Below are 13588 nucleotides of genomic sequence, written 5' to 3'. Positions count from 1 at the left end.
ACACGAAAGAGAAGAAGCCATGAGCCTCACCGCTGACAAGACCGAGACGGCGGTCGTCGGGCGCGTCGCCCGCGTCACCGGCCCCGTCGTCGACATCGAGTTCCCGCACGACTCGATCCCCGACATCTACAACGCGCTCAAGACGACGATCACGATCGACGGAGAGTCGACCGAGATCACCCTCGAGGTCGCTCAGCACCTCGGTGACGACCTCGTCCGCGCCATCTCGCTCAAGCCGACCGACGGCATGGTCCGCGGTCAGGAGGTGCGCGACACCGGCGGCCCGATCACGGTTCCCGTCGGCGACGTCACCAAGGGCAAGGTGTTCAACGTCACGGGTGACGTTCTGAACGCCGCTCCCGGCGAGACCATCGAGGTCACCGAGCGCTGGGGCATCCACCGCCAGGCGCCCTCGTTCGACCAGCTCGAGTCGAAGACCGAGATGTTCGAGACCGGCATCAAGAGCATCGACCTGCTCACCCCGTACGTGCAGGGTGGAAAGATCGGCCTCTTCGGCGGTGCGGGCGTCGGCAAGACGGTCCTCATCCAGGAGATGATCCAGCGCGTCGCGCAGGACCACGGTGGTGTGTCGGTGTTCGCCGGTGTCGGCGAGCGCACCCGTGAGGGCAACGACCTCATCGGCGAGATGGAGGAGGCGGGCGTCTTCGACAAGACCGCCCTCGTCTTCGGCCAGATGGACGAGCCGCCGGGGACGCGTCTGCGCGTCGCCCTCTCGGCCCTCACGATGGCGGAGTACTTCCGCGACGTGCAGAAGCAGGACGTGCTGCTGTTCATCGACAACATCTTCCGCTTCACGCAGGCCGGTTCCGAGGTCTCGACGCTGCTCGGCCGCATGCCCTCCGCGGTGGGATACCAGCCGAACCTCGCCGACGAGATGGGCATCCTGCAGGAGCGGATCACGTCGACGCGCGGTCACTCGATCACGTCGCTGCAGGCGATCTACGTCCCCGCCGACGACTACACCGACCCGGCTCCGGCGACCACGTTCGCGCACCTCGACGCGACCACCGAGCTGTCGCGTGAGATCGCCTCGAAGGGCCTGTACCCGGCCATCGACCCGCTGACGTCGACGAGCCGCATCCTCGACCCGCGCTACATCGGTGAGGACCACTACCGCGTGGCCACCGCCGTGAAGCAGATCCTGCAGAAGAACAAGGAGCTGCAGGAGATCATCGCGATCCTCGGTGTCGACGAGCTCTCGGAGGAGGACAAGATCGTCGTCGCCCGCGCGCGCCGTATCCAGCAGTTCCTGTCGCAGAACACCTACATGGCGAAGAAGTTCACCGGTGTCGAGGGTTCGACGGTCCCGATCAAGGAGACCATCGAGTCGTTCGACGCGATCGTCAAGGGCGAGTTCGACCACGTCGCCGAGCAGGCCTTCTTCAACGTCGGCGGCATCTCCGACGTCGAGGAGCAGTGGGCGCGCATCCAGAAGGAGAACGGCTGATCATGCCGCTCAAGGTGAGCCTCGTCTCCGCGGACGCGGAGGTCTGGTCGGGAGAGGCCTCGCTCGTCGTCGCCAAGACCGTCGAGGGCGAGATCGGCTTCATGACCGGTCACGAGCCGGTGCTCGCGATCCTCGCCGAGGGTCAGGTGCGCATCACCGAGACCTCGGGCACGAAGATCATCGCCAACGCGCAGGACGGGTTCCTGTCGATGGAAGGCGACGAACTCACGATCGTGGCCGGAAACGCCGCACTGATCTCCTGATCGACACGCATTCGCACTCGGCCGGTCCCTTCGGGGATCGGCCGAGTCGTTTCATCCGGAACCTCCGCCCCGAGCCGCACGGAGAATCATGCTGATCCTGTTGCCCCCGTCCGAGACGAAGCGCAGCGGCGGTACGGGCGCCCCGCTGGACGTCACGCGACTCGCGCTGCCCCAGTTGGCCTCGCAGCGCGAGGCCGTCGTCGCCGCCCTCGTCGCGCTCTCAGGCGACGAGGATCACGCGGCGCGCGTCCTCAAGCTCGGGCCGAAGCAACGCGACGAGGTGGCGGTGAACGCCGCGCTGCGCGAGGGGCCGTCGATGCCTGCGATCGATCGCTACACCGGAGTCCTCTTCGACGCGCTGGACGCGGCATCCCTGTCCGCCGCCGCTCGGCGCTGGCTCGGAGCGCACGTCATGGTGCACTCGGCGCCATTCGGACCGGTGGGGGCGCTCGACCGGATCCCCGCCTACCGCCTCGGCGCCGCGACGTCGCTTCCGGGCGTGCCGCCGCTGCGGCGCCTGTGGGGCACCGAGGTGACCGCGGCCCTCGCCGCGCTCGAGCCGCGTTTCGTGCTCGACCTCCGTTCCGAGGCGTACGTCGGGCTGGGCCCGGTGCCTGCGGACGTCAGGTCGCGGTACGTCCGCGTCGTGAGCGAGGGCGCCGACGGCGCCGTCCGCGCGCTCAACCACTTCAACAAGCACGCGAAGGGCGCACTCGTGCGCCGGCTCGCGGAGGATCGCCCGCGAATCGGGTCTGCCGCGGCTTTTCTGACATGGGCGGATGCTGCGGGCCTCCGCGTGCGGGAGACCGGCGCCGGCGAGCTCGAGCTCTTCGCCTGAGCTCTACGCGGTCGGCGTGCGCACCGCCGAGAAGCGGTTGCGGCGGCGCAGCGCGAAGCCGAGACGTTCGTACGCCGCGATAGCCCCGACGTTCGATGCCGCGGCGTGCAGCAGGGCGCGGTCGCCGCGCTCCTGGATATGGAAGGCGACGTCGAGCACGAGGCGCGACGCGAGGCCCTGACGGCGGTGGTCGGCGTCGACGGCGACAGCGCTGATCTCGGTCCAGCCCTCGGGGTGCAGGCGCTCGCCCGCCATCGCGATGAGGCGGCCGTCGCGGCGGATGCCGATGTACCGCCCCAGCTCGTAGGTGCGCGGTCGGAACGGACCGGGCTGGTTTCGCTCCACGATCGCGAGCATCTCGGGAGCATCCTGGGCGCCCAGGAGCACCGCCTCCGGGTCGGGGCGCGGTCTGAGCGCATCAGTCTCCACGAGCTGCACGCCCTCGCCCTGGCCGACGATCTCCCAGCCGGCGGGCACATCGCCGTCGTACCCGGAGAGCCCGATCTCAGCCCCCGGCCCGACGAGGTCGACGAGCGCCTGCCAGACCCCGGGCTCATCCCATGAGCGCACCGCGACGAAAGGCGCGACGTCTTCCGGGTAGCGGCGCACGAGGTCGCCCCCGATCGCGAACGACTCGTGCGGGCCGGTGAGCGAGTGCCACGGGGCGTTGTCGAGCACGTCGGCGTCGGCGTGCGGGGCGTCGAGGATGGGGGTGGGGGAAGGATCAGGCACCCGCCCACTCTGCGCCTGCAGCCCGGTCGCCGCAAACGGCGGGCGTCACCGCACGCAACACGCGGGCACGCCGCTGCGTCAGCGCTTCGTGTGCTCCGCAGTGCGCTCGGTGTTCTCGGCGATCGCGATCAGCGCGACGACCGCCTCGATGATGAACCTGAGCAGGATGATCGCGAGGAAGGTCACCACCGGCACCACGATGATCGTCGCGACGAGCCCCGTGATGCCCGCACCGACGTTCAGCCACATCAGCGAGATCGCGTTCAGGATCCCGCCGACGAAGTAGACGATGAACCCGATGGCGATCGCGATCAGGCCGACGAAGTAGAAGACGCTCGCGAGCCGCCGCGTGATGAAGGTGCGGAACGACAGGTCGAACAGCGCGGAGAAGAACCCTCGGCCGACGTCGTTCACCTCGCCCCGGATCGTCGGGACGCCCGTGTCGTCCGGATCGGCCGCGCGCGCGGCGTCGGCGGCGGACTGCGGCGGCAGCGGCGGGGGAGTCTGCGGAGTCTGATCGGTCATGGCGGCCCTTCGCTCGGGAGTTGTGCTCAGGCTATCCACCCGATGCATCGGGAGGCCATCCCCCGGAACCGCTCGCCAATGCTGACAGTCGGCTGAGAGCGTCGCTAGCATGTGTCGAGCGGAGCAGGGGCTCCGCGGGCGCGTGCCGACGCGTCCGAACCGACTCTCTCGGAGGTCGCTCCACAATGCTGATGGACTACTACGACGACGGCGGCGGAGTCGGGGCGCTCATCGCCTGGCTCGTCCTCGCACCATTCTTCTTCCTGCTCGCGATCGCCGGCTACGTGATCGGCTCGTGGTTCCTCATGAAGGTCTTCGACAAGGCCGGCGTGCAGGGCCGCTGGCGCGCCTGGGTGCCGGTCTACAACACCCTGATCTTCGTCAAGCTCGGCGACCTCAACCCGTGGTGGCTGCTGGTGCTGTGGGGAGGGGTCGCCATCCTCGGCTGGGTTCCGGTCCTGGGCTGGCTGCTCGGGCTCGCCGCCTTCATCTACACGCTCCTGGCCGCGTGGCGCGTGGGCCTGAAGCTGCAGAAGGAAGCCGTCTGGCTGATCCTGTACTTCTTCCTTCCCATCGTGTGGCTCGGCATCAACGCGTTCGACCGCTCGCGGTGGAACCTCGCGATCCCCGCCGCTCCGTGGGCCGGCAACTTCCTCGCCGACAAGACCGTGTGGTCGGGCGTTCCCGCCCAGGCACCGGCCGGCGGCTACCCGGCGAACCCCGCCACCACCCCCGGCTACGGCGCCCCTGCGGGCTACCAGCCCCCGGCCGGGTACACCCCGCCGCCCGCACCGCCCGCCGGCTACACGCCGCCGCCGGCTCCGTCGGCCGCGCCCGCGGCTCCGGTGCCCCCGCCCACTGCGCAGCCTCCGGCCGCCGAGCCGCCGGTGACGCCGCCATCCGCGGCCGAGCCCCCCGCGGCGACGCCTCCGGCGACCGAGCCGCCGGCGCCCGACGCGCCGAAGCCGTAGCACTGCTCGACAGCCCCTCGCCGATGGCGAGGGGCTGTCGTGTTGCGCGCGGGCGGCAGCATCCGTGTCCGGGGCTAGCGTGGAGGCATGACTTCGACTGTTCCGCTGCGCCGGGTCGGCGCGTCCGGCCTCCTCGTCTCCGCCGTCGGCCTCGGCTGCAACAACTTCGGCCGCCCCGGCACCCGCACCGAGACGCTCGACGGCACCCGGGAGGTGCTCGACGCCGCCATCGACGCCGGGGTGACCTTCCTCGACACCGCCGACATGTACGGCGGCGACCCCGGCCAGTCCGAGACGCTCATGGGGGAGGCGCTCAAGGGACGGCGAGACCAGGTCACCCTCGCCACCAAGTTCGGCCACCCCGGCCGCGACATGGGCTACCCGCCGTCGGGGGCGAAGGGCTCGCGGTCGTACATCCGGCGTGCGGTCGAGGCATCCCTCACCCGCCTGCAGACCGAGTGGATCGACCTTTACCAGCTGCACGTTCCCGACGACGACACACCGATGGATGAGACGCTCGATGCGCTCGGCGACCTCGTGCGCGAGGGCAAGGTGCGCTACATCGGGCACTCGAACTTCTCGGGGTGGCAGATCGCCGAGGGACACTTCACCGCCTTGATGCGGCACGGCGTGCCGTTCGTCTCGGCACAGAACCAGTACAGCCTCCTCTCACGAGGTGCCGAGAGGGACGTGCTGCCGGCGGTCGCGCGCTACCGCGTCGGCTTCTTCCCGTACTTCCCGCTGCACAACGGCCTGCTCACGGGCAAGTTCACGCGCGATGCCGCCCCCGCCGACACCCGCATCATCCGGCAGCGCCGCCACATCTACGACGACGCGCCATGGGACGCTCTCGAGGCGTATCAGGCGTTCTGCGAGGAGCGCGGGATCACCATGCTGCAGGCGACCTTCGGCTGGTTGCTGTCACATCCCGCGCTCTCGAGCGTGATCGCCGGCGCTACGAGTGCGGAGCAGGTGCAGGCCAATGCCGCGGCGGCCACCGCGTGGACGCCGACAGACTCGGATCTGGCGGCGATCGACGAATTCTTCCCGCCGGCCCGCGTCGCCCTCTGAGCGCCCGCCGCCGCGGCGAGCGGCGGTTCGCCGACGGCGTAGGCGCCGGACTGTCGGCGGCGTGCGCGGAGGCGTAGCGTCGCTTTCCGTGCGCGGTCCGTGAGAGCGGACGACTCCGCGCGCCGGAAAGGACCGTCGTGCTCGGAAAGCTCCTGGTGCGGTATCTGAGTCCCGCGTGGCCCCTCATCGTGGCGGTGGTGGTCTTCCAGCTCGCGCAGTCGATCGCGTCGCTGTGGCTGCCCACGCTGAACGCCGACATCATCGACAACGGCGTCGTGACCGGCGACATCCCCTACATCTGGTCGACCGGCGGCGTGATGCTGATCGTCAGCCTGGTGCAGGTCGTGTGCGCGATCGTCGCGGTGTACTTCGGGTCGCGCCTCGCGATGGGCATGGGGCGTGACCTGCGCGGTGACCTCTTCCACCGCGTCGTCGCGTTCTCGCAGCGCGAGGTCGGCCAGTTCGGGGCACCCTCGCTCATCACGCGGAACACGAACGACGTTCAGCAGGTGCAGATGCTGGTGCAGGTGTCGGCCACGCTCATGATCTCGGCGCCGATGCTCGCGATCGGCGGTGTCATCCTGGCCATCAGCCAGGACGTCGGCCTGTCGTGGCTGATGGCGGTCGCGATCCCGGTGCTGCTCATCATCGTCGGGCTGATCGTCTGGCGCATGGTGCCCGCATTCACGCAGATGCAGAAGCGCATAGACCGCGTGAACCAGATCATGCGCGAGCAGCTGAGCGGCATCCGTGTCGTGCGCGCGTTCGTGCGCGAGCGTGAGGAGCGGGCGCGCTTCGAGACGGCGAGCGACGACGTCAAGGCGACGGGCCTGCGCGCGGGCAACCTGATGGCGCTGATGTTCCCGGCCGTGATGCTGGTCATGAACGTCTCGAGCGTCGCGGTGATCTGGTTCGGCGCCTTCCAGGTGCAGAACAGCGGCGTGCAGATCGGCACGCTGTTCGCCTTCCTCACCTACCTCATGCAGATCCTCATGGGCGTGATGATGGCGACGTTCATGTTCGTCATGATCCCGCGCGCCGCAGTGTGCGCGAACCGGATCGGCGAGGTGCTCGAGACCGAGCCGTCGGTGTCGGCGCCCGTCGCCGCCGCATCCGCTCCCGCTCCCACCGGCCGCATCGAGTTCGACCATGTCGACTTCGCCTACCCGGGTGCCGAGGAGGCCGTGCTGCATGACCTCACCTTCACGGTGGAGCCGGGCACGACGACAGCCGTCATCGGGTCGACGGGCTCGGGCAAGACGACCCTGGTGAGCCTCGTGCCCCGCCTGTTCGACGTGACCGCGGGGAGCGTGCGCGTCGACGGCGTCGACGTGCGCGACTACGACCCCGACGAGCTGTGGACGCGCGTCGGACTCGTCCCGCAGCGCGCGTTCCTCTTCTCGGGCACCATCGCCTCCAACCTGCGGTACGGCGATCACGACGCGACCGACGAACAGCTCTGGGCGGCACTCGAGCTCGCGCAGGCCGCCGACTTCGTGCGGGCCATGTCCGAAGGGCTCGAGGCGCCGATCGCGCAGGGCGGCACGAATGTCTCGGGCGGCCAGCGCCAGCGTCTCGCGATCGCCCGCGCGCTGGTCAAGCGACCGGAGTCGTACATCTTCGACGACTCTTTCTCGGCCCTGGATCTGAGGACGGATGCTGCGCTGCGCCGTGCGCTCGATACGCACCTGCCCGACGCGACCCGCCTCGTCGTCGCACAGCGGGTCTCGACGATCCAGCACGCCGACCAGATCCTCGTGCTCGACCACGGACGCATCGTCGGCATCGGCACGCACGACGAGCTGGTGGAGTCCAACGACACCTACCGCGAGATCGTGGAATCGCAGCTCGCGGCGGAGGCGGCGGCATGAGCGGCCCTGGGCGGCCGACGCAGCGGATGCCGATCGGCCGCGGCCCCATGGGGCAGGCGATGGGGGGCGAGAAGGCGCGGAACTTCGGTCCGAGCGCGAAGCGCCTGCTTGCGATGCTGCGCCCGGACAGGCTGCTGCTTTTCGTGGTGCTCGTGTTCAGCATCCTGTCGGTCACGCTCTCGGTGATCGGCCCGAAGCTGCTCGGCGAGGGCACGAACGTCGTGTTCGCCGGCTTCATCTCGCTGCAGGTGCCGGCAGGCATGACCAAGCAGCAGGTCATCGACCAGCTCGTCGCGTCGGGCAACGAAGACCAGGCGAACATGATCGCGGCGATGGACTTCGTGCCCGGCGCCGGCGTGGACTTCGACCAGCTCGCCCGGATCCTGACCCTGGTGCTCATCGTCTACGTGTTCTCTAGCCTCTTCGGCTGGCTGCAGGCGCGCATCCTCAACGGTGTGGTGCAGCGCGGGATGCATCGGCTGCGCCTGCAGGTCGAGGACAAGGTGCACCGCCTGCCGCTGTCGTACTTCGACCGGGTGCAGCGCGGCGAGCTGCTCAGCCGCGTCACGAACGACGTCGACAACATCGGGCAGACGATGCAGCAGACGCTCTCGCAGGTCGTGATCTCGCTGCTGACGGTGATCGGCGTGCTCACGATGATGTTCCTCATCTCGCCGCTCTTGGCGGTCATCGCGCTCGTCACGATCCCGCTCACGATCTTCATCACGGTGCTCGTCGCCAAGCGCTCCCAGAAGCTGTTCGTGCAGCAGTGGAAGACGACCGGCGTGCTCAACGCCCGTGTCGAGGAGACGTTCTCCGGCCATTCGGTGGTGAAGGTCTTCGGCCACCAGAAGGAGGTCGAGGCGGACTTCCGCGCCGAGAACGAGGAGCTGTACCGCTCGAGCTTCGGTGCGCAGTTCCTGTCGGGCGTGATCATGCCCGCGATGATGTTCGTCGGCAATCTCGTCTACGTCGCCATCGCGGTGGTAGGGGGACTGCAGGTCGCCGCGGGGCTCATGTCGATCGGAGACGTGCAGGCGTTCATCCAGTACTCGCGCCAGTTCACGCAGCCGCTGAGTCAGCTGGGGTCCATGGCGAATCTGCTGCAGTCGGGCGTCGCCAGCGCCGAGCGCGTGTTCGAGCTGCTCGACGAGGAGGACCAGACGCCCGACGACGCCCCGGCCGACACCGCGCCGGAGTCGGCGAGCAGACTCGAGTTCGAGGACGTGTCGTTCCGCTACGTCGCCGACAAGCCGCTGATCGACTCGTTGACGCTCGCCGCGCGGCCGGGGAGCACCGTCGCGATCGTGGGCCCAACCGGCGCCGGCAAGACGACGCTCGTGAACCTCATCATGCGCTTCTACGATGTCGACTCCGGCCGCATCACGCTGGACGGCATCGACACGCGCCGTATGACCCGCGACGATCTGCGCGCACGAACCGGGATGGTGCTGCAGGACACCTGGCTGTTCGCCGGCACCATCCGCGAGAACATCGCGTACGGGAGGCCGGACGCGTCGGATGAGGAGATCGTGTCCGCCGCGAGGGCGGCCTACGTGGACCGCTTCGTGCACGCGCTTCCCGACGGCTACGACACGATGCTCGACGATGAGGCCACGAACCTCAGCGTGGGCGAGCGCCAGCTCATCACGATCGCCCGCGCGTTCCTCGCCGACCCGCGCATCCTCATTCTGGACGAGGCGACTTCGTCGGTGGACACCCGCACCGAGCTGCTCATCCAGCGCGCCATGTCGCGGCTGCGCGAGGACCGCACCGCATTCGTGATAGCCCACCGGCTGTCGACGATCCGGGACGCCGACCTGATTCTCGTGATGGAGGACGGCACGATCGTCGAGCAGGGATCCCACGGCGAGCTGCTCGCGCAGAAGGGTGCGTACTGGCGTCTCTACAACGCGCAGTTCGAGGGCGCGGCCGAGGAGGATGAGCCGGCCGACGTGCCGACGGCGCCGCAGTCGCCGCCCCCGACGACCGCGCAGATCGTGGTCGACGCCCTCGCCGAGTCCGAAGACGCGGTGGAGTAACCCACTAGGATGTGAGAACGCGGGGGCGAAGGGCTTCGGCGTATTCCGACGGGGAGGACAGGGCGTGCCCGAAGTTTCCACCCAGTCTCTCGCCGTCCCGGTTCCCGGTGGCGTGCTCGAGCTCTCCTGGGCCGCCGTAACCGACACCGGACGCCGTCGCGAGGTGAACCAGGATGCGATGTTCGCGTCGTATCCGCTCTTCGTCGTCGCCGACGGCATGGGCGGGCATGTCGGGGGCGAGATCGCCAGTGCCAGCACGATCGAGCGCCTCCACGCCGTCGCCGACAGCGGCACGGTGACGCCGAAGACGATCGAGAAGGCCCTCGCGCGCGCGGTCAAAGACATCGCGTCGCACCCCGAGGCCACCGATGAGGGGACGGGCACCACGGTGACCGGCGTGTTCCTCGACACGTCGGGGGATGCGCCCCACTGGGTCACGTTGAACATCGGCGACTCGCGCGTGTACCTGATGCGCGATGGCGCGATCGTCCAGATCACCACCGACCACTCCGTCGTGCAGGAACTCGTCGCCGCAGGACGCCTGAGTCCCGAAGAGGCCGAGAATCATCCCTATGGCAACGTCATCACCCGCGCCGTGGGGCCGAGCGACGGGGTCGAGCCCGACTACGTGCGCCTGGACGCGTTCGACGGCGACCGCTTCGTGATCTGCTCCGACGGGCTGACGAAAGAGCTCACCGATTACGGCATCCGCCATTTCCTCGAAGTGAACGCCGATCCGGCTGACGCGGTATCCGCGATGCTCGAGGCCGCGCTCGAGAATGGCGGCCGAGACAACATCACCATCATCGTGCTGGACGTAGCCCGCCGCGCCGACGGCGATTCCTCCACAGCCGAGGACTGACCCCGGCGATCCACAGATCTGGGCCGCGGCGACCCGTCGGGCGTCGGCGCGCGGTGGACTTGGCGCATGCGCTCGACCGCCCCTTCGACCTTCGCCACCAGTGGGATGCTCGACGATGAGCCGCTCGCCCTCCCCGCGAAGTGGACGCCGCCCCCGCGCCCGCCCCTGCCGGTGGTGGCCGCCATCGTGCCGGTGGTCGGCGCCGTCGCGCTGTGGCTCGTCACCGGTTCGCTCTTCTCCCTCTGGTTCGCGCTCCTCGGTCCGCTGATCGCCGCCGCGACCATGCTCGACGCACGGCGCGCCGCTCGTCGCGACGGCCGGCGCGCCGCAGCCGACGCCGTGCGCGCCCGTGAGCAGGTCGCTGCGGCGGTGGCGGCGCGACACGAAGGTGAGCGGGCGCAGCTGTGGGCGCGGCATCCCGATGTCGCCCGTCTCATCACGCGGGAGGGCGAGATCTGGCGAGGCGGCCGTGACGCGGCGCTCGTGATCGGCGAGGGCGAGCGCGCGAGCGTCGTCCGCGTGACCGGTGGGGACGGCGATACGGATGCTTCGGAGCTGCGTCGCCGCGCGGCTCGTCTCACGGGAGCACCGGTGACCCTCCCGCTCGCGGCGGGCGTAGTGGTCGTCGGCGGCGAGACGCTCGCCACCGCGGTCCAGCGGGCACTCGTGCTGCAGGCGTGCCTCGCGTTCGCCCCGGATGAACTGCGCATCCTCGGACCGCTGGGGCGAGGCCTCGACTGGATGGAAGCATTGCCGCACCGCGAGGGGCGAGGCGGATCGGCGCTCGCGGTCGTCGGACCCGGCGAGCTGGTCCCCGCGGATGCGGATCTGGTCATCGCGCGCGGCCGCTTCGGCGAACCGCTGCCGCCGCGGTGCCAGGCGGTGCTCACGATCTCGTCTCCGGACGTCGCACGACTCGAGCACGCCGGCGAGGTCGTGCCCGTGCGCGTCGAAGCGGTGGCGCGCGGGCAGGCGGAGCAGATAGCGGCCGAACTCTCCGCTCGAGCCGAGCACAGTCTCGGACTGCAGCGCGGGGTGCCCGAGCCGATCGCACTGGGTCCGCTTCTGGCCTCCCTTCCCGTGACACCGGGCGGGCTGGCCGCGGCGATCGGCGCGGACCGCGGCGAGCCGGTGATCGTCGACCTCGTCGCCGACGGACCCCACGCCGTCGTCGCAGGCGTCACCGGAGCGGGCAAGAGCGAACTGCTGATCACATGGATCCTCGCGCTCTGCGCGACGCATTCGACCGACGACGTCGCGTTCCTGCTCGCGGACTTCAAGGGCGGCACCGCGTTCGACGGGCTTGCCGGCGTGCCGCACGTCAGCGGGGTTATCACCGACCTCGACGGCTCGGGCGCCCGCCGTGCGATCGAGAGCCTGCGAGCCGAGCTGCGCCGTCGCGAAGCGGCGATCACCGCCGCCGGCGCCCGTGACGTCGGCGATCCTCGGGTGCGGCTGCCGCGGCTCGTCGTGGTGGTCGACGAGTTCGCCGCCCTGCTGGCCGACCACCCCGAGCTGCACGGGTTGTTCGCAGACCTTGCCGCACGCGGCCGGGCACTCGGCATCCATCTCATCCTCGGCACGCAGCGGGCGGCCGGGGTGATTCGCGACAACCTGCTGGCGAACTGCCCGCTGCGCATCAGCCTGCGCGTCACGGACGTGGCCGACAGCCGGGCGCTGCTCGGAACGGACGACGCCGCACGCCTGCCCGGCGGGCTCTCAGGGCGCGGGACGGCGTTCGTCCGTCGCGCCGGCGACGCCAGTCCGCGCCAGGTGCGCATCGCGCTGTCCGGTCCGGACGATGTGGCCGCTGCCGCGTTGCAGATCGGACACCGCGCCCCGAGTCGGCCCTGGCTGCCCGACCTGCCGCGGCAGATCACCCTCGACGAACTCGGGGCCCGAGCCGCGGCGGGTCGGGATGCACCCGCTGCCGGCGCCGTGCTGCTCGGGCTGGCCGATGAGCCCGAGCGCCAGCGGCAGCCGGTGGCTTTCCTGGGCGCGTCCGACCGCGGCCTGCTGGTGCTCGGTGGGCCGGCGTCGGGGGTGTCGAACGCGCTCGACGTCGTCGCGGCCCAGCTGGGCGGGGCCATGGTGCGCCTGCCGGCCCATCCGGAGGCGCTGTGGGACGCCGTCGCGGCGCTGCACGAGGAGCTGCCTCGCCGCGGTGCGGCGGTGCTCGTCGATGACCTCGACGCGATCGCGCTTCGTCTGCCGCCCGAGTACGCCCAGGTCGTCATCGAGCGGATCGAGGGCGTCGTCCGCCGGGCTGCGGACGCCGGCGTGCTCGTGGTGATCGGCACGCACCGGCTGACGGGGCCGGTGTCGCGCGTCGCCGAGCTCTTCCCGCGTCGGCTCGTGCTGCCGTATGCCACGCGGGTCGATCACGCATCGGCGGGCGCAGACCCTTCGACGTTCGATCCCTCCGCGCCCGCCGGGAGGGGACGGCTCGACGGGCGGACGCTGCAGCTCGCTGTCGCGCCGGCCATGATCCCCGAGCCGCTCGAGCCCCAGGCCGCCTGGATCCCCAGCACACCGCTCACCGGTGTTGTGGCCCGCCGCTCGCCGGCCGGTCGGCGCGCGCTTGCGGCCTGGTCAGCCCACGGACTGCGCGTGCTCGGCATCGATGACTATGTGGTGGATCCCGGTGCGGCGGCGAGCGGGCGCGTGGTCGTCGCGGGGGAGCCCGACGACTGGCAGCGACACTGGCGTCTGCTCGCCGACGTGCGCGGCGACCACGAGCTCGTGATCGACACGTCGTGCGCTGCCGAACTCAGGGTCCTCAGCGGATTCCGTGCGGTGCCGCCCTACTGCGAACCGGGCGCCGCTCGTGCGTGGCTGATCTCTGCGGGGGCCGATCCCGTCCGCATTGTCCTCCCGTCGTGAGATGTCCGGTCTGACCGTCGGGCCGACATGTTGACCGGCGCTTCTCGCACCCCATAGCGTCG

Annotated in this window: 11 protein-coding genes; 9 read left to right on the top strand and 2 right to left on the bottom strand. The window is 70.2% G+C overall.

Annotated features, from left to right (window positions below; genetic code table 11):
* The first annotated feature begins 19 nt into the window (after nucleotides 1–19).
* The 3 genes from atpD (at nucleotide 20) to JNB61_RS09320 (ending at nucleotide 2569) form a co-directional block, all read left to right on the top strand.
* A complete protein-coding gene (gene atpD, locus JNB61_RS09330) occupies nucleotides 20–1468 on the top strand; it encodes a F0F1 ATP synthase subunit beta (RefSeq protein WP_159845290.1) in 1449 nt (482 codons plus the stop codon).
* Nucleotides 1469–1470: 2 nt separating this feature from the next.
* Nucleotides 1471–1731 (top strand): F0F1 ATP synthase subunit epsilon, encoded by a 261-nt coding sequence (locus tag JNB61_RS09325; RefSeq protein WP_159845287.1) that lies wholly within the window; start codon nucleotides 1471–1473, stop codon nucleotides 1729–1731.
* Nucleotides 1732–1819: 88 nt separating this feature from the next.
* Nucleotides 1820–2569 (top strand): YaaA family protein, encoded by a 750-nt coding sequence (locus JNB61_RS09320; protein ID WP_220288109.1) that lies wholly within the window; start codon nucleotides 1820–1822, stop codon nucleotides 2567–2569.
* A 3-nt stretch (nucleotides 2570–2572) separates the two neighbouring features.
* Here the strand turns inward: JNB61_RS09320 and JNB61_RS09315 are convergent, their stop codons facing one another.
* Nucleotides 2573–3301: a GNAT family N-acetyltransferase gene (locus JNB61_RS09315; protein ID WP_220339425.1), complete on the bottom strand. Its 729-nt coding sequence runs from the start codon at nucleotides 3299–3301 to the stop codon at nucleotides 2573–2575.
* 78 nt (nucleotides 3302–3379) lie between these two features.
* On the bottom strand, nucleotides 3380–3826 hold the full coding sequence (locus JNB61_RS09310; RefSeq protein WP_159845278.1) for a DUF4282 domain-containing protein: 447 nt from the start codon (nucleotides 3824–3826) through the stop codon (nucleotides 3380–3382).
* A gap of 191 nt (nucleotides 3827–4017) precedes the next feature.
* Between JNB61_RS09310 and JNB61_RS09305 the strand changes: the two genes are divergently transcribed.
* From JNB61_RS09305 to JNB61_RS09280, 6 genes are all read left to right on the top strand, one after another.
* On the top strand, nucleotides 4018–4797 hold the full coding sequence (locus tag JNB61_RS09305; RefSeq protein ID WP_220339424.1) for a DUF5684 domain-containing protein: 780 nt from the start codon (nucleotides 4018–4020) through the stop codon (nucleotides 4795–4797).
* Between the two features lie 87 nt (nucleotides 4798–4884).
* A complete protein-coding gene (locus JNB61_RS09300) occupies nucleotides 4885–5868 on the top strand; it encodes an aldo/keto reductase (protein ID WP_220339423.1) in 984 nt (327 codons plus the stop codon).
* 137 nt (nucleotides 5869–6005) lie between these two features.
* On the top strand, nucleotides 6006–7739 hold the full coding sequence (locus tag JNB61_RS09295; RefSeq protein WP_220288105.1) for an ABC transporter ATP-binding protein: 1734 nt from the start codon (nucleotides 6006–6008) through the stop codon (nucleotides 7737–7739).
* On the top strand, nucleotides 7736–9781 hold the full coding sequence (locus tag JNB61_RS09290; RefSeq protein ID WP_374226635.1) for an ABC transporter ATP-binding protein: 2046 nt from the start codon (nucleotides 7736–7738) through the stop codon (nucleotides 9779–9781). Before JNB61_RS09295 ends, JNB61_RS09290 begins: the two co-directional genes overlap by 4 nt.
* Before the next feature lie 64 nt (nucleotides 9782–9845).
* A complete protein-coding gene (locus JNB61_RS09285) occupies nucleotides 9846–10643 on the top strand; it encodes a PP2C family protein-serine/threonine phosphatase (RefSeq protein ID WP_220339422.1) in 798 nt (265 codons plus the stop codon).
* A gap of 66 nt (nucleotides 10644–10709) precedes the next feature.
* The gene (locus tag JNB61_RS09280; protein WP_220339421.1) at nucleotides 10710–13526 is read left to right on the top strand and encodes an FtsK/SpoIIIE domain-containing protein; all 2817 of its coding nucleotides are present in this window, start codon (nucleotides 10710–10712) and stop codon (nucleotides 13524–13526) included.
* Nucleotides 13527–13588 lie beyond the last annotated feature (62 nt).

It is taken from the genome of Microbacterium ureisolvens, from assembly GCF_019511645.1.
Taxonomy (GTDB): Bacteria; Actinomycetota; Actinomycetes; order Actinomycetales; family Microbacteriaceae; genus Microbacterium; species Microbacterium ureisolvens_A.
This window is presented reverse-complemented; position numbering and strand designations above follow the sequence as displayed.

Bases quoted from the DNA above. Each gene is read 5' to 3' on its own strand.
- JNB61_RS09290 (WP_374226635.1), top strand. From the start codon at position 7,736: ATGAGCGGCCCTGGGCGGCCGACGCAGCGGATGCCGATCGGCCGCGGC.
- JNB61_RS09280 (WP_220339421.1), top strand. From the start codon at position 10,710: ATGCGCTCGACCGCCCCTTCGACCTTCGCCACCAGTGGGATGCTCGAC.
- JNB61_RS09310 (WP_159845278.1), bottom strand. From the start codon at position 3,826: ATGACCGATCAGACTCCGCAGACTCCCCCGCCGCTGCCGCCGCAGTCC.
- JNB61_RS09325 (WP_159845287.1), top strand. From the start codon at position 1,471: ATGCCGCTCAAGGTGAGCCTCGTCTCCGCGGACGCGGAGGTCTGGTCG.
- atpD (WP_159845290.1), top strand. From the start codon at position 20: ATGAGCCTCACCGCTGACAAGACCGAGACGGCGGTCGTCGGGCGCGTC.
- JNB61_RS09320 (WP_220288109.1), top strand. From the start codon at position 1,820: ATGCTGATCCTGTTGCCCCCGTCCGAGACGAAGCGCAGCGGCGGTACG.
- JNB61_RS09300 (WP_220339423.1), top strand. From the start codon at position 4,885: ATGACTTCGACTGTTCCGCTGCGCCGGGTCGGCGCGTCCGGCCTCCTC.
- JNB61_RS09305 (WP_220339424.1), top strand. From the start codon at position 4,018: ATGGACTACTACGACGACGGCGGCGGAGTCGGGGCGCTCATCGCCTGG.